Here is a 17,233-nt window from a genome sequence, read left to right as displayed (position 1 = left end):
CATTTCATTCCAGCTAGTTTCCTGTTATTTCTTTGATCTCACCTCTATGGAATCCACCACTTTTTCATAGTATGGAGAATCCTCATCCAGATTCAATGTCTTCCCCATCTTGGTCTCCAGTTTGAAAACCAGATAATGTAATTTTTTAAGTTGCTTATACTTACTTTTTTCATCAGTCGTTTGCCGAAGAAGATCTTCTGTGCGATGAATTTCTTTTCTCAGACTTACCTCTTCCGGGAGATAACCAGCATTTTTTAATATTCTGTATCCCATTCTCAAGTCGGCTGGAACATGTTCCATATCGTCTTTGGGCAAGGGCTTGTTTTTCCAATGGGAGAGATCAGGTAACGTACCGTTCTCCATAGCCTCTTCAATTCGACGTTCAGCAATAAAATGTATTGCAGTCAACATTATTCTCGATACATTGTTTTAGATTATCGGGGAGTCTTCAGCCATATGTGGGTATGGGTGTTATTGCAATAAAGTTTCGATCAAGCGATCATCGTTTAGCAGTACTTGGGATCTTTACGGCAAAGTATACTCACATGCAACCGCTGGCTTTTCTTTCTTTATTATCATATCCTAAAAAAGGAGATCTGCATGCACAAATTACATCTTTTCTGCTGTACGGCACTTTGCCTACTCTGCCTGTATGTTTCAAATAGTGAAGCGCAGAATAAACCATGGGAATTTACCCTACCCTTTGAACAGGCTACAATTCATTACACCCTTACTGGCACTGAAAAAGGTACAGAAACCTTGTATGTAAAAGATAATGGTGCATTCCGTGCTGTGCACAATACAACTACTTCTTCCATGATGGGAATGACAACCACATCGCAGTCCATTGAAATTACCACACCCGAATGGATTATCAGTTATGATCTGACCGAAGGTGAAGCCGATAAAGTAAAAAATCCAAAACTTATCTATCAACAGGCGTATGAACAACTCAGCAAAGAAGAAAAGAAGAATTTTGATGCCAACATCAAACAAGTCGGTCCGTCGCTGATGATCAATCTCAATGGTACAACGGAAAAGAATGCAGAGAAAATCCTTGGATATAGTTGCGATAAAGTTACCATCGAATCTATGAGCACAACCTATCTTCTCCACGGTACAGATATTGTTATGCGCTCCTCCACATCCATCATGGGTATGAATACTGCTGTTGAAGCCACCTCCATAGATACGAAAAATATTCCTCCTGAAGAAGTCTTCTCCGGCCCAAAGGATATTCAGGTCACACACAATACCCAGGAAGAATCAATCATGGAACAGGCTATCCATTCAATTGTGGATACATTGAAACAACCAGATGGTGCGGAGAAATTGCAGTCTAACCCGGCAAGTATGATACCAACCGGGTTAATACCGCCCTCTGGAGAAAAGGAATCTGATGAGCCATCCCTTGAAGAAATTGAACAGGGAATGAATATGCTAAAAGAAATGCTTTCGAAATAGTTTAACCAATCCGTGCCTTATCCCTTTCGAGACAGGACTGTGTTTTTCTTCCAGTTCGTATCGTCTCGATTGGGATAATCAAGTGTATAATGCAACCCCCTTGACTCCTGCCGTTGACTGGCGCTGCGAACTATCAAATCAGCAATAACTGCCAGGTTACGTAACTCAACTAAATCGGCCGTCAAAAGATAATCATAGAAATGATCCTTTATTTCTTTCAACATCCAATCTAATCTTGTCTGCATCAGGTTGAGTCGTTTTGTTCGACGAACGATACCAACATAATTCCACATCAGCCTGCGAACCTGATCCCAATTGTGATTGATAAGAATCGACTCATCAAGTGTTGCCGCCCCACCTGTTTTCCAAGGTTCAACATCATAACATGGCTGTTGTCTGTACTCATTGATCTGCTTTTCCAGATATTGAGAAGCTCGATGGGCAAAAACAACCGCCTCCAGCAACGAATTACTGGCCAACCGATTGGCTCCATGTAAGCCGGTACATGCAGTTTCTCCTAGGGCCATGAGATTGTTTAGCGAAGATTGTCCATATTGATCAACCAGAACCCCTCCACACATGTAGTGAGCAGCCGGTACAACAGGAATGGGACGCTCGGCTATATCGATACCATATTTCTTACAGGTTGCATAAATATTGGGGAAACGCGTCTGTAAAAAATCAGCAGATTTATGTGTAATATCAAGATACACACAATCTGCACCACTCTCTTTCATTTCAGCATCAATGCCCCTCGCTACGGCATCTCTGGTTGCGAGGTCGCCACGTTTATCATATTTTTTCATGAAGGCTTCCCCCTGTGCATTGATCAGCACACCACCCTCTCCTCTTACAGCCTCCGAAATAAGGAAATTTTTTGCTTCCCAATTAAAAAAACAGGTTGGATGGAACTGAACAAATTCCATATTTGCAACTTTGGCACCAGCTCGGTATGCCATGGCAATACCATCACCTGTGGAAATATCCGGGTTGGTAGTATATAAATACACTTTACCGCAACCACCTGTACACAGAACAGTCACCCTTGCCAGCCGTGTACGAACAGCTCCGCTCTGCCTGTTTAAAACATAGGCACCTAAGCAGCGATCCCCGCTATCCTGTGGAGAAGACTTGCGATGTTTCACTTTGGATTCAATTAACAAGTCGATGGCAAGATGATTTTCAAGCAGTTCAATACGCGGATTGTCTTTTATCTGCTCCAGTAACGCCCGCTCAATTTCGTGTCCCGTAAGGTCGTAGGCATGGGCAACCCTGCGTGCAGAATGCCCTCCCTCCATACCAAGGTCAAACTCTTCCCCTTGTTTACCTTTTTGAAAACGAACACCGAGGTTTACCAGTTCTCGCACTCTGTCAGGGCCTTCTTTAGCTACCAGTTCCACAATCTTTTCATCGCAAATTCCATCCCCTGATATTAGTGTATCTTGAATATGCGCGTCGACTGAATCTTCAACAGAAAGAACTGCTGCTATGCCCCCTTGTGCGAGATTAGTTGCTGTATCATCTTTTTCTTTTTTTGTTACCAGCGTCACTGTCGCAAACTTGGCAACTTTGAGAGCAAACGACAACCCTGAGATACCGCTACCAATCACCAAAACATCGCTATCGTACTTCATCACGCCTCCAATTTCTCATGTTTCACGTGAAACATGAGGAAAAAATTCGTTTAACGCGGCAGAGAAATGTACTCTGACACGGCAGAGTATAGTATACTGTTTTTTGTTTTCGTCAATAAAGTAAGACTCGTTCTGCACGGGGAAGAAACTCCTGCTCATGTTTCAAGAATTGAGAGCTGCTATTCTTTGATTTTTTTAAACATTTAGCAGGTGTGGTGACTTGTACCACCACCTCCGGACAGACACAATTACATGGAGCAATAGTGTGTGCGCTAAAATTGTGGCTTTAGCCAACCAGAAAGGGGGCGTGGGCAAAACAACAACTGCGTTGAACCTTTCAGCCGCACTCGCGGTTAACAAAAAAAAGATTTTACTGGTGGATTCCGATCCCCAGGGAAATGCCTCCAGTGGTGTTGGTTGCGTTGCAGAAGGAAACGATGGAACCATTTATAACTGCTACATTGGTACCCAGGAGGCAAAGGATTGTATCCATCCAACAAATCTTGAAAATCTCTATATTCTTCCAGCTTCCATTGATCTGGTTGGCGTGGAGATAGAACTCATCAATCATGAAAACAGGGAAAAAAGACTTAAATCAATTCTTCGCCAGGTTCGGGATGATTTTGACTTTATTTTTATCGACTGCCCCCCTTCCCTGGGATTGCTGACCCTAAACAGCCTCACAGCAGCAGACTCAGTGCTTATTCCTTTGCAGTGCGAATACTTTGCCCTGGAAGGGCTTGCTCAACTTATTAACACTATCCGACGGGTGAAAAAAGGGCTCAATAGGGAACTCTACATAGAAGGGCTGCTATTGACCATGTATGATCGCCGTAACAAGTTAACCTATTCTGTTGCCAAGGAAATCCGTAAGCACTTTAAGGATCAGGTATACACAAATTTCATTCCTCGCAATGTCCGTTTGAGCGAAAGCCCCAGCCATGGTCAAACGATCATAGAGTATGATAACAGCTGCAATGGCGCCAAAGCATACATCAAGTTGAGCACAGAATTTCTCGACAGAATTAACTAACGCCTATGTAATGGACAGTGAGGATTAATACTACCTACAGTTGTCCTTACACCTTTCAAAGTAGGCTATCATGAAGGAAAAATAACCAATGAGTAAAAAGAGTGTCCTCGGCAGAGGGGTTGGAGCCCTGCTCTCCTCAGAACCTCAAGAAGATGAGGAGCGTTTTTTTCTGTGTGATATCGACAAGATAGACCCAAACCCAGATCAACCGAGATCGTATTTTGATCCGGATAAACTAGAGCAACTCTGTGAGTCCATTAAAGAAAAAGGCGTTATACAGCCCCTTTTAGTAGTTAGAAGCAAAAACAACCGATACAACCTTATTGCTGGAGAACGAAGACTACGTGCAGCCAAAATGGCTCAACAGGAAGAGGTCCCTGTGGTAGTCATGGAAGAAAAGGATGATTCGACTAATCTGGAGTTAGCCTTGATTGAAAACATCCAGCGCCATGATCTCAACCCCATTGAAGAAGCGCTGGCCTATTCCAGACTGGTTGAAGAATTCAATCTCACCCAGGAAGAAGTTGCTAAAAAGGTTGGCCGAAAACGGTCAACTGTCACCAACGTTCTACGACTGCTCAATCTTCCAGACTCTATTCAAAATGATGTTTCCTATGGAAATCTCAGTGAAGGCCATGCACGGGTATTGTTGCGCTTGAAAGATGATCCCAGAAGGATGCAGGAAGTCCGGGACAAAATCATCAAAGAAGACCTCAGTGTCCGGGCCACAGAAAAGCTCTGCAAAGAGACAAAAGCCTCTGCAGCGGAAGAGCAGAAAAAAACTGTTAAACCAGAAGGATTACCAAAACAGTACTGCACCACGGTGGTCACCCAGATTACCAACCGTCTCAACACAAAAGTGCGCATTGTCCAAAATGGCAAACGGGGTAAACTGGAAATTGATTACTATTCCAGTGATGACCTGGATCGTCTGGTAAGCCTCTTATCCAAAGAATAAATTCTGAAATGTAGTGATGGGCTCAGCAACATACAGGCACAAGCTGACAGCAAAAAAAGAAAAGCCGTCTTTACGTAAAATGCCCTTATTCCTGATTTTCTTTTTTCTCCTTCTCTGGCTCATTGGTATAGGTACCGGCGAACCCGGCAGAGTATTGGAGCAGGCAAAGTCAATCTGTCTTGAATGCATTGGTATCGGGTAATGCAGTGTTTACGGAGATGGGTTCAAACCATCTGGATATTTCTATCAAACGGTTTCTGGCTATTTCCATTCACACGCTCACTGTATCAGGGGCCTCTTAAAATAATTTGTGCCCCTGGTTTAAACTGTTACTCCTGCCCCGCGTCTACCAGTTATTGCCTTTTAGGCAGTCTGCAGCAGCTTTTTGCGACTATTCGTTTTAATTTGAGTATGGGAAGTTCCTTTTTTGGTGCTTACGTGCTTGGATCCATGGGAATACTGGCAGCTAGCTTGGGAAGATTTATCTGTGGATGGGCTTGTCCCTTCGGATTACTCCAAGAAATACTCTATGCCCTACCTACCAAAAAATTTTCCATATATCCGTCGCTCAGATACGGCAAATACCTGTTTCTGATTCTCTTCATTTTTTTTCTGCCCTTGTTCATAGTGCATGACAATGGTCTGGGGTATCCCTGGTTCTGCAAATACATATGTCCAGCAGGTACACTGGAAGCAGGACTGCCCATGCTTGCACTTACTCCATATTTACGCGCAGCCGCAGGCCTGCTTTTCTTGAGCAAATTGCTTATTCTGCTCGCCTATCTCGGCTGGTCTACCTGCAGCTCACGCCCCTTCTGTCGTACAACCTGCCCCCTGGGTGCTTTTTATGGCCTTTTTAATCGAGTCAGTCTCGTCCGTCTTCAATTAGACCCGCAACGATGTACCAATTGCAAAGCATGCCATTCTGTGTGTCCGGTGGAAATTCATTTTAATGAGACTCCAAACAGCCCTGAGTGCATCAATTGCTTGAAATGCATGACCGAAGCTTGTACCTTTAACGCAATATCTGTCGACTTGGCGGGTTTCAAGCTGTATCCACACTCGACCCAATCCGTAAACCATCACCCATAGCCGCAGTTTATGAAAGCGAAATCTTGTTGTTTTTTCCTCATCATCAGTCTCTTATTTTTCCTCCAGGTTTCCATCGCCTCTGCTAAAATGCTCTCTATCAAAGGAGACGACATCAATATGCGCTCAGGCCCTGGAACACAATACAAGGTGCTCTGGCAGCTTGGCTCAGGTTTTCCTTTAAAAGTTCTCACACAGAAAGGAGACTGGTACCGTGTGCAGGATTTTGAAGGCAGTGTTGGCTGGGTACATAAGATGGTTACCACTTCATCTCCTCATATGATTGTCAATGTACATAAAAAAACCAAACGAAAAATCAATGTCCGCAGTGGTCCGGGAACAAACAATCGCATCGTTGCACAAGCTTATTATGGGGTCGTATTCAAGACTTTGGAGCAAAAGAATGGCTGGGTGCATGTTGAACACGAAAAAGGCATTACAGGTTGGATTAAACGTAGTCTACTGTGGGGATACTGATTCCTTCATAAGGTACGGCCTTCCCTGCACCTGAATCCCTAATGTACAGGGAGGGCTGTACAAACAGGTATACTGTGGTGTATCAATACCTTGTCAATACAACAGATTTGCCGTCCTGAGCTTACCATAATAGACAATTCGGTAAACCTGCGCCTCTTTTGCAGATACTGTTTTATAAGCTGTGCAGCGAGTTATGCAATGTGGCTGGACAATGTTGTTGTAGGTGTTACTATCTTTAAAAGCTATGGCAAATACGGGCTGAAAATGCCTAAAAACAATGATTCCAAACAAAAAACTCATTGAGCAGCGGTTTGCCAAAGCTGCTTCAACCTACGAAGAACAGGCAGCCATCCAACACATTGTAGCTGATGAACTCCTTGGTTCTCTATGCCCTCTCCTTACAAAGCCGCCCTCTTCCATACTTGAAGTCGGCTGCTGTACCGGGTTGCTCACCAGAAGGCTTATTCAAAAATTTCCTGATGTTATCACCTTCACAGCCATAGACCTGGTTGAATCCTTCCGGCCCTATGTGGAACAAAAAATTTCCACCATCAATGGCCGAGGGACATTTATAAGCGGTGATATTGAGTCTATCGAGCTTACAGGTACATATGACCTCATAGTGTCCTCATCAACCTTTCACTGGATGCATAACCTGCCAGCTCTATTTGCGAAGCTTCATCAGCACCTGCATCCCAATGGATTATTGGCAATTTCACTCTACGGCACACATAATCTGCAGGAAATCAGAGATATCACACAGATTGGTCTAGCCTATGAATCCCTGTCTACGATTCTTGGATATGCGAGTCAATGTTTTACAGTGATCAAAGAATTTGAATCCCAGGATCTGCTCTTTTTCCCTTCACCAATGGCGGTTCTGCAGCATCTTCGCCAGACCGGAGTCAATGCCGTTGGAACCAAAGCATGGACACCGAGGCAATTGAAACAGTTTATCAGGGAATATAAAGAGCGGTTTGCCGAAGAACAGGGTGTACGGCTAACCTATCACCCCATGTATTTCATGGCCCGTCCCAAACATACAATATAGTGGTAAACATGAAAGAACACCCCTGGCGATTATTTTTTCCACATCCTCCTTATATTGCAGCACACCGGGGGTATCGAAGTCGCTTCCCGGAAAATACCAGGGCAGCTTTCACAGGTTCTCTGGGACGTTGTGACTACATAGAACTTGATGTTCGTCTGACCAGGGACGAAATCCCTGTGGTTATACACGATGCAACTCTTACCCGAACCAGCAATATTGACCAGTTGAAGAATCCCTTTAGCGGTGAAAATCGTGTATCGCATCTTCTTCTGAGCGAACTCGTTCAATTGGACATGGGTTCCTGGTTTCTTGCCAAAGATCCTTTTCAGACAATTGCTTCAGGCAAAGTTGATACAAAAAAGCTTGAAAAATTGCTTCCCCAGCAAATATCTACGCTCTTTGAAATTCTCGACTGGGCAGCTAAACAGGATCTGCCAATCAATATTGAACTCAAGGATCTTGAAAACTCAAAAGCAGGCGAAACACTTGTTAACAGGGTATTATATGATATTGACCGGGCAAAAATGACTGATAGGGTGCTTATATCATCATTCAACCATCACTACCTTCAATTCTGCAGCTATAAAAATCATCGGATAGCAACCGCTGCCCTGGTTGAAGAACAGCATCCAGAGAATCTCATGGAGTATCTTTCAACGCTTAACGTGATCGCATACCATCCTGCTGATGATATGGTTGATTCAAATCTGATTGCTGAACTGGGAGCAAAAAAAATCCTTGTTAATGTATATACGGTAAATGATCCCAACCGGAAAAAAGAACTTTTTGAGATGGGAGTTCATTCTGTTTTCACTGATTTTCTTGAATAAAGCATCCTGTAATAATACGGAAAATCAACACATTAAGAAAACATTAAACATGTGGTAAAAGAGTATGTCTTGTACAACTGTTAGTATTGCAGGTATTGATACGGATATTGGCAAAAGCATTGTTACCGGTCTTCTGGCTTCCTATCTCCATAAGATGGGAAAAACAGTAACAACGCTGAAACTGGTGCAAACAGGATGCAAAGATGTGTCTGAGGATATCTTGCTGCATAGAAAGATGATGGGCATCAAGCAGACACCATTTGATCTTCAGGGAACTACCTGCCCCTATGTTTTTCCCAAACCGGCCTCCCCTGCCCTGTCAGCAAGGCTGGTTCAGCAAAGAATTGAAGCTGAAGTACTTGATCAGGCAACGCTCCAGTTACAGCAGGCACATGAATGGTTACTGGTGGAAGGAGCTGGAGGTCTTATGGTTCCTCTGAATGAGGATCTCCTTCTCATTGACTACCTGGCAGAAAAAAAATACCCCATGATTCTAGTTACTTCCCCAAAGCTTGGTTCAATTAATCACACCAGGTTAAGTCTTGAGGCCTTAAAGAACCGAAACGTCCAGGTGCTTGGGTTGGTATACAATCTGTATAAGGCTACAGGCGGAGAAATTGTCCAGGATACACTCGCAGAATGTAAAAAAGCACTCAAGGACTATGGTTTTCCTTCCCATGTGCTCTTGCTGCCAGACATACGTGAAAGTATGGCTGTAAACTGGCAGATTTTACTTAACTCCCTGCAAACATTCGATCTGGCTTAGCAAGCTGGTTTGCTAAGCTGGCTCATGCCTCAATCAGGCGATCATGGAGAGACAGGGGGCCAGATTACTCTTCAAGATAATCTTCCCTGACAGGAGAAAAAATTTCCAGGGCAATTGAGTCTTCATGCACCTGGGCACTGTGCTCGATATTTCCGGGAATAGACCAGCTATCTCCCGGCACAGCCTCAATGTTTGTATCTCCAACACATAAGGTTATTCGACCACTCAGCAGGTAACCTGTCTGCTCATGGGGATGGGAATGAACAGGCAATTCTGCTCCGCCTGAGAGATGAAATTTAACCATATGGGTCAAATCTCCGGCAACAAGAGTTTCTATACATATCCCCGGAGCAAGTTGTTTCATGGTCACACCTCACGTAAACTGAAATGTACCAAGTGGAAGAATAGTTTCAGGAAAAGCATTACTCTTCCCCGGCCACCCTTCCCCTTGAACGTTTGAGTAAAGATCGAGTTTTTTTAAGTTTGATCCGCCGCTCTTTTGCCTTTTTGGAAACCACTGTCTTTTTTCGTTTCTTAGGAGTATGCAAGGCGCCACGTAAGAGGGTTGCAAAGCGATCTATGGCAGCATTCCTGTTGCCCTGCTGAGTTCGGTATTCACTGGCCTGAATCTGCAGCTGCCCGGCCTGATTGATCCTATTAGCCAATCTATTGAATATACACTCTTTTTGTTGCAGAGTGAGTGAAGCTGAGTTGGCAGGTTCAAACAGCAGCGTTACTTTCGTGTTAACCTTATTAACGTTCTGCCCCCCGGGACCTCCGCTCCGTGAAAAACGAAAGTGCAGTTCTGCCATGGGTATAGACAGTGACGGTATGATCTGTACTTCCTTTTCTGTGCTCCAGTCTCTTTCCATTACAATATTTGTTGCAAAAACAACTTGCTGCGTTGATGCTGTGGATTATCAAAAAAGACATCAGGAGAAGCCTGTTCAACGATCGCCCCCTGATCCATAAACACCACTTGATCAGCCACCTCTCTGGCAAACCCCATTTCATGGGTTACCACAACCATGGTCATTCCTTCTTTGGCCAGGGTAACCATGACATCAAGGACTTCACCTATCATTTCAGGATCCAGAGCTGATGTCGGCTCATCAAAAAGCATGATTTTGGGTTCCATTGCCAGTGCTCTGGCAATGGCTACACGCTGTTGCTGACCACCAGAAAGCTGAATTGGATAGTGACCAGCCCGGTCTCGTAACCCAACTTTGTCCAGCAGACGCAAGGCAATATCATTGGCCTGTGATTTTTCCATTTTTTTGAGTTTTACAGGCGCAAGGGTAAGATTATCCAGCACTGAAAGGTGACGGAATAGGTTAAAACTCTGGAAAACCATACCTAATTCCATGCGAATAGCATTGATATCCTCTTCGGGATCGGTAAGATCATGCCCATCGACGATGATGGTGCCGGAATCTATGGTTTCCAATTTATTAATGGTCCTGAGTAAAGTCGATTTTCCAGACCCTGAAGGTCCCAGAACCACAATTTTATCGCCAGGTGCGATATCCAGACTCACATTTTTCAAAGCGTGAAAAGCACCAAAATATTTATTGATATTCTGTATTTGAATTATCGGCTCAACGACGTTCATAATGGCTTAAACGGTACTCCATAGCGCTTATAAGTTTGGAAAGAAGGAGTGTAATCAACAGATAGATGAGAGCAATAATGGTATAGGTCTCAAAATAGTTGAAACTCTCAGCTGCATATTCCCGACCCCGGCGTAAAATATCAGCCACGGCGAGAATGGAAACAAGAGAAGTATCTTTTAGCAGGGCTATAAACTCATTCCCAACTGGTGGCAGGATAGTTCTCCAAGCCTGGGGTAGTACCACATAGGCCATGGTCTGTTTTTTATCAAATCCGAGAGAAAGAGAGGCTTCTGTTTGACCATGATCAATGGAACTGATACCTGCACGGAAGACTTCTCCCATATATGCCCCATAACAAAACGCCATGGCAATTACTGCTGCTACAATATCAGGGACACGGACAATACGTCCCAGGGCAAAATAAATATAAAACAATTGCACCAGTAATGGAATGCCCCGTACCACTTCCACGTAGAGTGAGGCTATCATATTGATAAAGCGGTTGCTGGATAGCCTTCCCAAACCGGTTAAAAGGCCTATAATGATGGCGAATACAATTGCCAGGATTGTTACTTCAAAGGTAACAACAATGCCATCAGGCACAAATTTAAGTATGGTCAGGTATGGGTCAGGCTTGAGCACTGGCAAGGCAATCAACATCCCGACAGTGCCTATCAGGGCAACCCACCAAGCCGATACAAGGCCTTTATCATCAGGAGAAGGAATGGCCGCACCATCGCCAACTTCGATCTTGGTTATATCGTCTTTAGACATATCTTCACTATCTGAAAAACAAAACCGGGCTCAGGAGCCCGGTTATTGCATATTAATATGAGCGGGATTTACTGGCCTATCCATTTTTCCTGAAGTTCCTTGTCAATTCCCTTCTCTTTAACGGCAGCTATTCCTTTATTTATAAGGTCGAGAATTTCCTTATTTCCTTTTTTTACAGCGACACCGTAATTTTCAACTTCGCCGCTTTCCATAACAGCAGCTATTTTGAGAGTATCTTTATATTTATCCAGTGCATAGTTCGCTGCAACAGGATCATCACAAACCACTGCTGCAATGCGGCCGACATTGAGATCTTCCATGGCCAACCCAACTTCATCGTAGGATTTTGCCTCAAGACCGTCCACTGTTTTTATTGTGAAATATCCGGTGGTACCTATCTGACCGCCGACTTTCTGCCCCTTGAGATCTTCCAGGCTTTTGGCGGCTGAATCTTTCGCAACAATCAAGGCCTGACGAACGGTAAAGTATGGCTCGGAAAAGTCCATGGCTTTTTTTCTTTTCTCTGTTATGGAAACAGAAGAAGCAACAGCATCATATTTGCTGGCTGCCAGGCCCGCAAAAATGCCGTCCCAGGCAGTGTTTTTAAAAACAGCCTTGAAACCGGCTTCTTTTCCGGCAGCTGTCATATAATCTATTGCATATCCAACAACCTGTTTCTGGTCATTGACAAACTCCATGGGGGGCCAAGTAGCATCTGTAGCAAAAACTATTTCCTTTTCCGCCCATGCAGAATTACATAAAATCAGGAACATTCCTAAGACAAAAAGCAATTTCTTCATAAGAGATAACCCCCATAAATATGAATTAGTATCTGAAGTTCAACCATGTACCATTCATGTCGCACATCGGCAATAAAAAGTATAAAGATTGACTGCTTTGCCGGTTTTCAACAATCTGATAGAGCTATTTTTTTCGTACAACCTGACACAAAATATGTCGTTTTTTTTAATGCATAACGGTAACATAAAATGCTCTCCAAACAATGAAGCTATTCGAAATTATTCCTTACAACCGGCTGATAAAATCTTTAATAATTACCATTATGCATACAGTATATCATCGGCATCGTCCATACCCTGTAGACAACGCTCTGTTAGGTTTCCCTTGACTCACCGATAAATAAACCGTTATAAATCGGTGTTATGTAGCCAATCATCTGTCACACTGAACGAGGAAATCTCTATGACTACGCCCAAACGCTTGACCATTGCATGTGCAATAGCCGCAACAGTTCTCATGCTTGGAGGTTGCGGCAAAAAACAGGTAGGCCCATACACGTCAAAAGCAGGCAGCAACATGCCTGAAGGAAAATCCATCGACTACTCCAATGGTAGGGGTACGATTACAGAAGAGCTGGGTCCAAGCGAAGAATCTCTGGATTCTGCACCTCTTAACGGGGAAAATGTTGGCAGTTTAGGCTTTGCTGGAGATAAAAACAGTGACGAATATAAGCAGACCTATGGTCGTTCGTCCATGGAAATGCAACCTGTGTACTTCGATTTCGATCAGGCAACCATACGTGGTGACCAGATTCAGAGAATTGAACATAATGCCGACTATCTCAAAACTAATCCAAATCAAAACGTCCTTGTCGAAGGCAACTGTGATGATCGAGGGACCAATGAGTATAACCTTGCCCTTGGTGAACGCCGTGCCCAGAATGCAAAGAATTATCTCATAGAGCTCGGTGTTGAAGAATACCGTATTCGTACAATTAGCTATGGCGAAGAACGTCCGCTATTCACCGGGCAAAGTGATTTTGATTTTTCGCAAAATCGACGTGACGATTTCATTCTGGAATAGTTATCCTTTTAGGGCCACGGAAGAAATAAATTATCCTATCTTGCTTGTCTCTCAACTCGGTAACGTCGTTGCATCAATGGCTCAATACTGTCAGTATGGAACCTTTGACAGGACGACGTTACCAAACCGATATCCTACGAAAGTTGTGGATATTTGTTATTTTCCGTGACCCTGATCGTTCTCGTTTCCCCTGGAAACTCATTTTATCCCACCTCATTTTTCAAAAAGCATTCTTATAACTCATCACGGAGTCTGTATCTTTTTGGTTTCACTTACCTCCGAACTGTAATTGACCAAAGGCGCTTCATATTTTGGCAATCGCGATTTTGATCAGGTAAGCCTTCCAGACTAACCCGTTTGAGCCAGATTCCATCGGAATATTACCGAAATTTTATATATAGAGGTTCTTGAGATTTCACGCTTCTATGTGAACAAAACCTCCTGATTTTTAACGGATAACTTTTTTTCTTGACTTGATAATAATTACTATGTACATTTAGTTTTAAATATTAATAGAGAATAAATCTCAGCATGAAACATACATTACGAATGACACATCAGCGTGAAATTATCCTCGCTGAACTGAGGAAATCGACAAGCCATCCAACTGCGGATGAATTGTATGAGCGAATTAGAAAAAAACTGCCAAGGATCAGTCTCGCAACGGTGTATCGAAATCTGGAAATTCTTTTCGAAGCCGGCGTAATAAGCAAGGTTGAAATAAGCGGTCGGCAAAAACGCTTTGACTATGATCTAGAGGAACACGATCATATTTACTGTGTCAAATGTCACCGTGTGGACAACATAAATCTACCCAAAACGCAAAAAATAGTTGTCCGTCAAAAAGAACAAAAAGGCTATCGCATTTCGGGATGCAGAATAGAATTTTATGGTATTTGCCCTGATTGCCGAAAAAAACAAAAAAAGGAACTAGAAGGAGATAATAAAATGGGCTGTTCATCATGCGAATTAAGTGACAAACAAAAAGAAGTACTTGAAGCCCTCGCTAAAAGCAATGACCCTTGTGGCAGTAAGGACATCGCTTCTGTAACCAGTCTGGAGCCTAAGCAAATCAGTTGTCAAATAACTGCTTTGAAAAAAAAGGGTTATGTCGCAAGTCCTGTCCGATGCAAATACGAAATAACCGAAGAAGGGAAAAAAGCTCTCGATTAAAGAAGCTTATATTCAAATATAATATATATCTCATATTTTTACATAAAGGATCTTCATCATGAACACATTAGTTACAAGACCGGCACCTGATTTCACTGCAACCGCTGTTCTTGCAGATAACTCCATAAAAGAAGATTTCAAACTTTCTGATTATCGTGGTAAATATGTCATTCTTTTTTTCTATCCACTTGATTTTACCTTTGTCTGCCCATCGGAAATACTCGCATTCAATAAACATCTCTCAAAATTTCAGGAGAAAAATTGTGAAATTATAGGTGTTTCAATTGATTCACAATTTTCACATCTTGCCTGGAAAAATACTCCTGTGAACCAAGGAGGTATTGGCCAGGTTCAGTACCCGCTTGTTGCTGATCTTGACAAAAAAATTTCTCGTAATTACGGTGTATTGTTAGATGTAGGAATAGCCCTCCGCGGTACCTTCCTGATAGACAAGGAAGGTCTTGTACGTCACGCCGTGGTCAACGACCTGCCCCTAGGCAGAAATATTGAAGAGGCACTACGCATGGTAGATGCGTTACAATTCCATGAGAAATATGGAGATGTATGTCCAGCTAACTGGAAAGACGGTGAGGACGCTATGAAACCTACGGCTGAAGGGGTGGCAGACTACTTAACCAAGCACAACTAATCTGAATATATTGCGGACAAATTTGTAGCAGCATATAACATAACTACTGCAAAATATTTTTTCAGAAAAGTTCTCTTACGTAACTTGTGCTATCAACCCTGAACGCATAATTTGTTACTGCCTAGTGAAAAAAAGCTGTTTCAAAAATATTGTGCGAATCAGAGAAATAAACAGATAGCCTATTATTGTGCGAGAGATATTCCTGCTATGATAATTTGCGTATAGTTATGGATATTTCTTATCATTTAGGTAACAATAGTATCTATCGGCAGCCAATAAGCTGTACCCTTCATACGAAGGAAAGGTTTCGCTATGGCTGCCTATCTATACCTTATTCCAGCTAAACAAGGAGACTAACGATGACTAAACAGAACGAAGTATACAAATGTGCGCTGTGTGGCAACATTGTAGAAGTGCTCCATGTAGGGGCCGGAGAATTAGTCTGCTGTGGGCAACCAATGGATCTCATGTCTGAGAATACTGTGGATGCGGCACAGGAAAAACACGTCCCTGTAATCGAAAAAGTTGACGGTGGTTATAAAGTCACAGTCGGTTCCGTACCTCACCCCATGGAAGAAAAACACTGGATTGAATGGGTTGAACTCATCGCTGATGGTAAAGTTTATCGTCAGAATCTTAATCCAGGAGAAGCTCCGGAAGCTTTCTTCTGTGTTGAGGCTGAACAGGTCTCTGCCCGTGAATACTGCAACCTGCATGGTCTGTGGAAAGCCTGAACCCAGCCATAATAGTTTTTACAAGTTCTACGATGTACGAGATATTATAAATTTACTGTACCAGCACTGGAGATCATCATGCATTCCCAGGGAATGCATAATTCATTATCCTTGCAGGTATGAGTTTATTTATTCAAAAAAAACATAAACTTAACAGTATTGTTATCTTTTACAGCTAAGAAAAGAGATAACTTGTCTGTTGTTCTAAATCCTGATATTCAAAAAGGAAAAAAGTAATGAAAAAATATGTATGCGTAGTTTGTGGTTACGAGTACGATCCTGAAGCTGGCGATCCCGACAACGGCGTAGCTGCAGGCACTGCATGGGAAGATGTTCCTGAAGATTGGGTCTGCCCAACATGCGGTGCTGGCAAGGACGAGTTCGAAGAAGCCTGATATACCATAAACCTCCGATCATGAATGCATGATCGGAGGTTTATAGCTGCCTTTCCACATTTTCACATACTATTGTGATAACTCTCCTGTAGCACACAGATAGCTATCAGGATTATCTTGCTCTTAGATGCTTATAAAAAAGCTCTTCTTTACCTTTTTATAGCAATTATATTTTGTCAGGCACACATCAAGCCTCTACAGATTCCATTTTCGATACGTCTCTTACTTACATTTTCTAGCATAGGCATAAAACAACTTCCTTCAACCAATATATCTTTTGGGAGCCACCTATGAATAAGACTATTTTTTTTGCCTTTAGAGGAGATCCTCTTTGTTTTATCCATGTCCTTCTTAATGCCATAGATATGCATCAAAAAAACATGGAAGGAAAAATCGTACTGGAAGGTGAAGCAGTTACCCTTGTGGCTAAGATGGCTAAAGAAGGACATTTTTTACATCAACTATATATCAAGGCAAAAGAGTTGGGCTTGATTATCGGGGCTTGTAAAGCCTGCTCTAACAAATTAGGAGCCGCCGAGGACATTAAACAGGAAAAAATTCCTCTTATCGGTGATATGGCAGGACATCCGGCAATGTCTGAATACCTGGAGCAAGGGTACACTGTTCTCACATTTTAAGCTGGAAGCTGTCTGAGAATACCCCTTTTTGCTCAGTTCGTTTTTTTTCAGAAACAACTAACCGCTATCATATTAAAAACATAGCTTTGCCTATTGTACTCAAATGGCATGATCTGAATTTTTTCTCTGAC

At 42.8% G+C, this 17,233-nt stretch carries 22 protein-coding genes; 15 read left to right on the top strand and 7 right to left on the bottom strand.

The window, feature by feature from the left end; genetic code table 11:
* Window positions 1-24 precede the first annotated feature (24 nt).
* Entirely contained in the window at window positions 25-411 is a 387-nt protein-coding gene (locus G493_RS0109095; RefSeq protein WP_035274067.1) for a DnaJ family domain-containing protein, read from the bottom strand.
* A gap of 189 nt (window positions 412-600) precedes the next feature.
* Between G493_RS0109095 and G493_RS0109090 the strand changes: the two genes are divergently transcribed.
* Window positions 601-1,464, top strand: coding sequence for a hypothetical protein (locus G493_RS0109090; RefSeq protein ID WP_028580122.1), 864 nt, complete (start codon window positions 601-603; stop codon window positions 1,462-1,464).
* Window positions 1,465-1,481: 17 nt separating this feature from the next.
* On the opposite strand, the gene nadB is transcribed toward G493_RS0109090, so the two are convergent.
* The gene (gene nadB, locus G493_RS0109085) at window positions 1,482-3,098 is read right to left on the bottom strand and encodes an L-aspartate oxidase (protein WP_028580121.1); all 1,617 of its coding nucleotides are present in this window, start codon (window positions 3,096-3,098) and stop codon (window positions 1,482-1,484) included.
* A gap of 265 nt (window positions 3,099-3,363) precedes the next feature.
* Between nadB and G493_RS0109080 the strand changes: the two genes are divergently transcribed.
* The 8 genes from G493_RS0109080 (at window position 3,364) to bioD (ending at window position 9,302) form a co-directional block, all read left to right on the top strand.
* Window positions 3,364-4,131 carry a ParA family protein gene (locus tag G493_RS0109080; RefSeq protein ID WP_028580120.1) on the top strand — a complete coding sequence of 256 codons (768 nt, stop codon included), beginning with the start codon at window positions 3,364-3,366 and terminating at the stop codon, window positions 4,129-4,131.
* A gap of 88 nt (window positions 4,132-4,219) precedes the next feature.
* Window positions 4,220-5,089 carry a ParB/RepB/Spo0J family partition protein gene (locus tag G493_RS0109075; RefSeq protein WP_028580119.1) on the top strand — a complete coding sequence of 290 codons (870 nt, stop codon included), beginning with the start codon at window positions 4,220-4,222 and terminating at the stop codon, window positions 5,087-5,089.
* A gap of 16 nt (window positions 5,090-5,105) precedes the next feature.
* A complete protein-coding gene (locus G493_RS34625) occupies window positions 5,106-5,291 on the top strand; it encodes a CD1871A family CXXC motif-containing protein (protein ID WP_035274066.1) in 186 nt (61 codons plus the stop codon).
* Window positions 5,273-6,181 (top strand): 4Fe-4S binding protein, encoded by a 909-nt coding sequence (locus tag G493_RS0109065; protein ID WP_332308211.1) that lies wholly within the window; start codon window positions 5,273-5,275, stop codon window positions 6,179-6,181. The genes G493_RS34625 and G493_RS0109065 overlap by 19 nt, the downstream gene beginning before the upstream one ends.
* Window positions 6,182-6,190: 9 nt before the next feature.
* Complete coding sequence (locus tag G493_RS0109060; protein WP_028580117.1) at window positions 6,191-6,655, top strand: SH3 domain-containing protein; 465 nt, start codon at window positions 6,191-6,193, stop codon at window positions 6,653-6,655.
* Window positions 6,656-6,932: 277 nt separating this feature from the next.
* Window positions 6,933-7,706 carry a malonyl-ACP O-methyltransferase BioC gene (gene bioC / locus G493_RS32005; protein WP_051309166.1) on the top strand — a complete coding sequence of 258 codons (774 nt, stop codon included), beginning with the start codon at window positions 6,933-6,935 and terminating at the stop codon, window positions 7,704-7,706.
* A gap of 8 nt (window positions 7,707-7,714) precedes the next feature.
* A complete protein-coding gene (locus G493_RS28570; protein WP_051309165.1) occupies window positions 7,715-8,536 on the top strand; it encodes a glycerophosphodiester phosphodiesterase in 822 nt (273 codons plus the stop codon).
* A gap of 64 nt (window positions 8,537-8,600) precedes the next feature.
* Entirely contained in the window at window positions 8,601-9,302 is a 702-nt protein-coding gene (gene bioD, locus G493_RS0109040) for a dethiobiotin synthase (RefSeq protein WP_028580115.1), read from the top strand.
* 64 nt (window positions 9,303-9,366) lie between these two features.
* On the opposite strand, the gene G493_RS0109035 is transcribed toward bioD, so the two are convergent.
* The 5 genes from G493_RS0109035 to G493_RS0109015 all read right to left on the bottom strand — a co-directional run bounded on the left by G493_RS0109035 (window position 9,367) and on the right by G493_RS0109015 (window position 12,489).
* Complete coding sequence (locus G493_RS0109035) at window positions 9,367-9,666, bottom strand: cupin domain-containing protein (RefSeq protein WP_035274064.1); 300 nt, start codon at window positions 9,664-9,666, stop codon at window positions 9,367-9,369.
* A gap of 58 nt (window positions 9,667-9,724) precedes the next feature.
* Entirely contained in the window at window positions 9,725-10,174 is a 450-nt protein-coding gene (arfB, locus tag G493_RS0109030) for an alternative ribosome rescue aminoacyl-tRNA hydrolase ArfB (protein ID WP_028580113.1), read from the bottom strand.
* Window positions 10,174-10,914, bottom strand: coding sequence for an amino acid ABC transporter ATP-binding protein (locus G493_RS0109025; RefSeq protein ID WP_028580112.1), 741 nt, complete (start codon window positions 10,912-10,914; stop codon window positions 10,174-10,176). The genes arfB and G493_RS0109025 overlap by 1 nt, the downstream gene beginning before the upstream one ends.
* Window positions 10,901-11,689 (bottom strand): amino acid ABC transporter permease, encoded by a 789-nt coding sequence (locus G493_RS0109020; protein ID WP_028580111.1) that lies wholly within the window; start codon window positions 11,687-11,689, stop codon window positions 10,901-10,903. Before G493_RS0109020 ends, G493_RS0109025 begins: the two co-directional genes overlap by 14 nt.
* A gap of 68 nt (window positions 11,690-11,757) precedes the next feature.
* Window positions 11,758-12,489, bottom strand: coding sequence for a basic amino acid ABC transporter substrate-binding protein (locus G493_RS0109015; protein ID WP_028580110.1), 732 nt, complete (start codon window positions 12,487-12,489; stop codon window positions 11,758-11,760).
* A gap of 403 nt (window positions 12,490-12,892) precedes the next feature.
* On the opposite strand from G493_RS0109015, the gene pal reads away from it, so the two are divergent.
* The 6 genes from pal (at window position 12,893) to G493_RS0108985 (ending at window position 17,102) form a co-directional block, all read left to right on the top strand.
* Window positions 12,893-13,513, top strand: coding sequence for a peptidoglycan-associated lipoprotein Pal (pal, locus tag G493_RS32000; RefSeq protein WP_051309164.1), 621 nt, complete (start codon window positions 12,893-12,895; stop codon window positions 13,511-13,513).
* A gap of 531 nt (window positions 13,514-14,044) precedes the next feature.
* On the top strand, window positions 14,045-14,686 hold the full coding sequence (locus G493_RS0109005; RefSeq protein ID WP_028580109.1) for a Fur family transcriptional regulator: 642 nt from the start codon (window positions 14,045-14,047) through the stop codon (window positions 14,684-14,686).
* A gap of 58 nt (window positions 14,687-14,744) precedes the next feature.
* Window positions 14,745-15,335: a peroxiredoxin gene (locus tag G493_RS0109000; RefSeq protein ID WP_028580108.1), complete on the top strand. Its 591-nt coding sequence runs from the start codon at window positions 14,745-14,747 to the stop codon at window positions 15,333-15,335.
* 359 nt (window positions 15,336-15,694) lie between these two features.
* Window positions 15,695-16,069 carry a desulfoferrodoxin gene (locus G493_RS0108995; protein ID WP_028580107.1) on the top strand — a complete coding sequence of 125 codons (375 nt, stop codon included), beginning with the start codon at window positions 15,695-15,697 and terminating at the stop codon, window positions 16,067-16,069.
* Window positions 16,070-16,305: 236 nt separating this feature from the next.
* A complete protein-coding gene (rd, locus tag G493_RS32955; protein WP_084813495.1) occupies window positions 16,306-16,464 on the top strand; it encodes a rubredoxin in 159 nt (52 codons plus the stop codon).
* A gap of 290 nt (window positions 16,465-16,754) precedes the next feature.
* Window positions 16,755-17,102: a DsrE family protein gene (locus G493_RS0108985; protein ID WP_028580106.1), complete on the top strand. Its 348-nt coding sequence runs from the start codon at window positions 16,755-16,757 to the stop codon at window positions 17,100-17,102.
* Window positions 17,103-17,233: the final 131 nt, after the last annotated feature.

The sequence above is a fragment of the Desulfogranum japonicum DSM 18378 genome (assembly GCF_000429945.1).
Lineage (GTDB): Bacteria > Desulfobacterota > Desulfobulbia > Desulfobulbales > Desulfobulbaceae > Desulfogranum > Desulfogranum japonicum.
The sequence above is the reverse complement of the archived record's forward strand: the minus strand, read 5'-3'. Positions and strand labels throughout refer to the sequence as shown.

Bases quoted from the DNA above. Each gene is read 5' to 3' on its own strand.
- G493_RS0109095 (WP_035274067.1), bottom strand. From the start codon at position 411: ATGTTGACTGCAATACATTTTATTGCTGAACGTCGAATTGAAGAGGCT.
- G493_RS0109090 (WP_028580122.1), top strand. From the start codon at position 601: ATGCACAAATTACATCTTTTCTGCTGTACGGCACTTTGCCTACTCTGC.
- nadB (WP_028580121.1), bottom strand. From the start codon at position 3,098: ATGAAGTACGATAGCGATGTTTTGGTGATTGGTAGCGGTATCTCAGGG.
- G493_RS0109075 (WP_028580119.1), top strand. From the start codon at position 4,220: ATGAGTAAAAAGAGTGTCCTCGGCAGAGGGGTTGGAGCCCTGCTCTCC.
- G493_RS34625 (WP_035274066.1), top strand. From the start codon at position 5,106: ATGGGCTCAGCAACATACAGGCACAAGCTGACAGCAAAAAAAGAAAAG.
- G493_RS0109065 (WP_332308211.1), top strand. From the start codon at position 5,273: ATGCATTGGTATCGGGTAATGCAGTGTTTACGGAGATGGGTTCAAACC.
- G493_RS0109060 (WP_028580117.1), top strand. From the start codon at position 6,191: ATGAAAGCGAAATCTTGTTGTTTTTTCCTCATCATCAGTCTCTTATTT.
- bioC (WP_051309166.1), top strand. From the start codon at position 6,933: ATGATTCCAAACAAAAAACTCATTGAGCAGCGGTTTGCCAAAGCTGCT.
- G493_RS28570 (WP_051309165.1), top strand. From the start codon at position 7,715: ATGAAAGAACACCCCTGGCGATTATTTTTTCCACATCCTCCTTATATT.
- bioD (WP_028580115.1), top strand. From the start codon at position 8,601: ATGTCTTGTACAACTGTTAGTATTGCAGGTATTGATACGGATATTGGC.
- G493_RS0109035 (WP_035274064.1), bottom strand. From the start codon at position 9,666: ATGAAACAACTTGCTCCGGGGATATGTATAGAAACTCTTGTTGCCGGA.
- arfB (WP_028580113.1), bottom strand. From the start codon at position 10,174: ATGGAAAGAGACTGGAGCACAGAAAAGGAAGTACAGATCATACCGTCA.
- G493_RS0109025 (WP_028580112.1), bottom strand. From the start codon at position 10,914: ATGAACGTCGTTGAGCCGATAATTCAAATACAGAATATCAATAAATAT.
- G493_RS0109020 (WP_028580111.1), bottom strand. From the start codon at position 11,689: ATGTCTAAAGACGATATAACCAAGATCGAAGTTGGCGATGGTGCGGCC.
- G493_RS0109015 (WP_028580110.1), bottom strand. From the start codon at position 12,489: ATGAAGAAATTGCTTTTTGTCTTAGGAATGTTCCTGATTTTATGTAAT.
- pal (WP_051309164.1), top strand. From the start codon at position 12,893: ATGACTACGCCCAAACGCTTGACCATTGCATGTGCAATAGCCGCAACA.
- G493_RS0109005 (WP_028580109.1), top strand. From the start codon at position 14,045: ATGAAACATACATTACGAATGACACATCAGCGTGAAATTATCCTCGCT.
- G493_RS0109000 (WP_028580108.1), top strand. From the start codon at position 14,745: ATGAACACATTAGTTACAAGACCGGCACCTGATTTCACTGCAACCGCT.
- G493_RS0108995 (WP_028580107.1), top strand. From the start codon at position 15,695: ATGACTAAACAGAACGAAGTATACAAATGTGCGCTGTGTGGCAACATT.
- rd (WP_084813495.1), top strand. From the start codon at position 16,306: ATGAAAAAATATGTATGCGTAGTTTGTGGTTACGAGTACGATCCTGAA.
- G493_RS0108985 (WP_028580106.1), top strand. From the start codon at position 16,755: ATGAATAAGACTATTTTTTTTGCCTTTAGAGGAGATCCTCTTTGTTTT.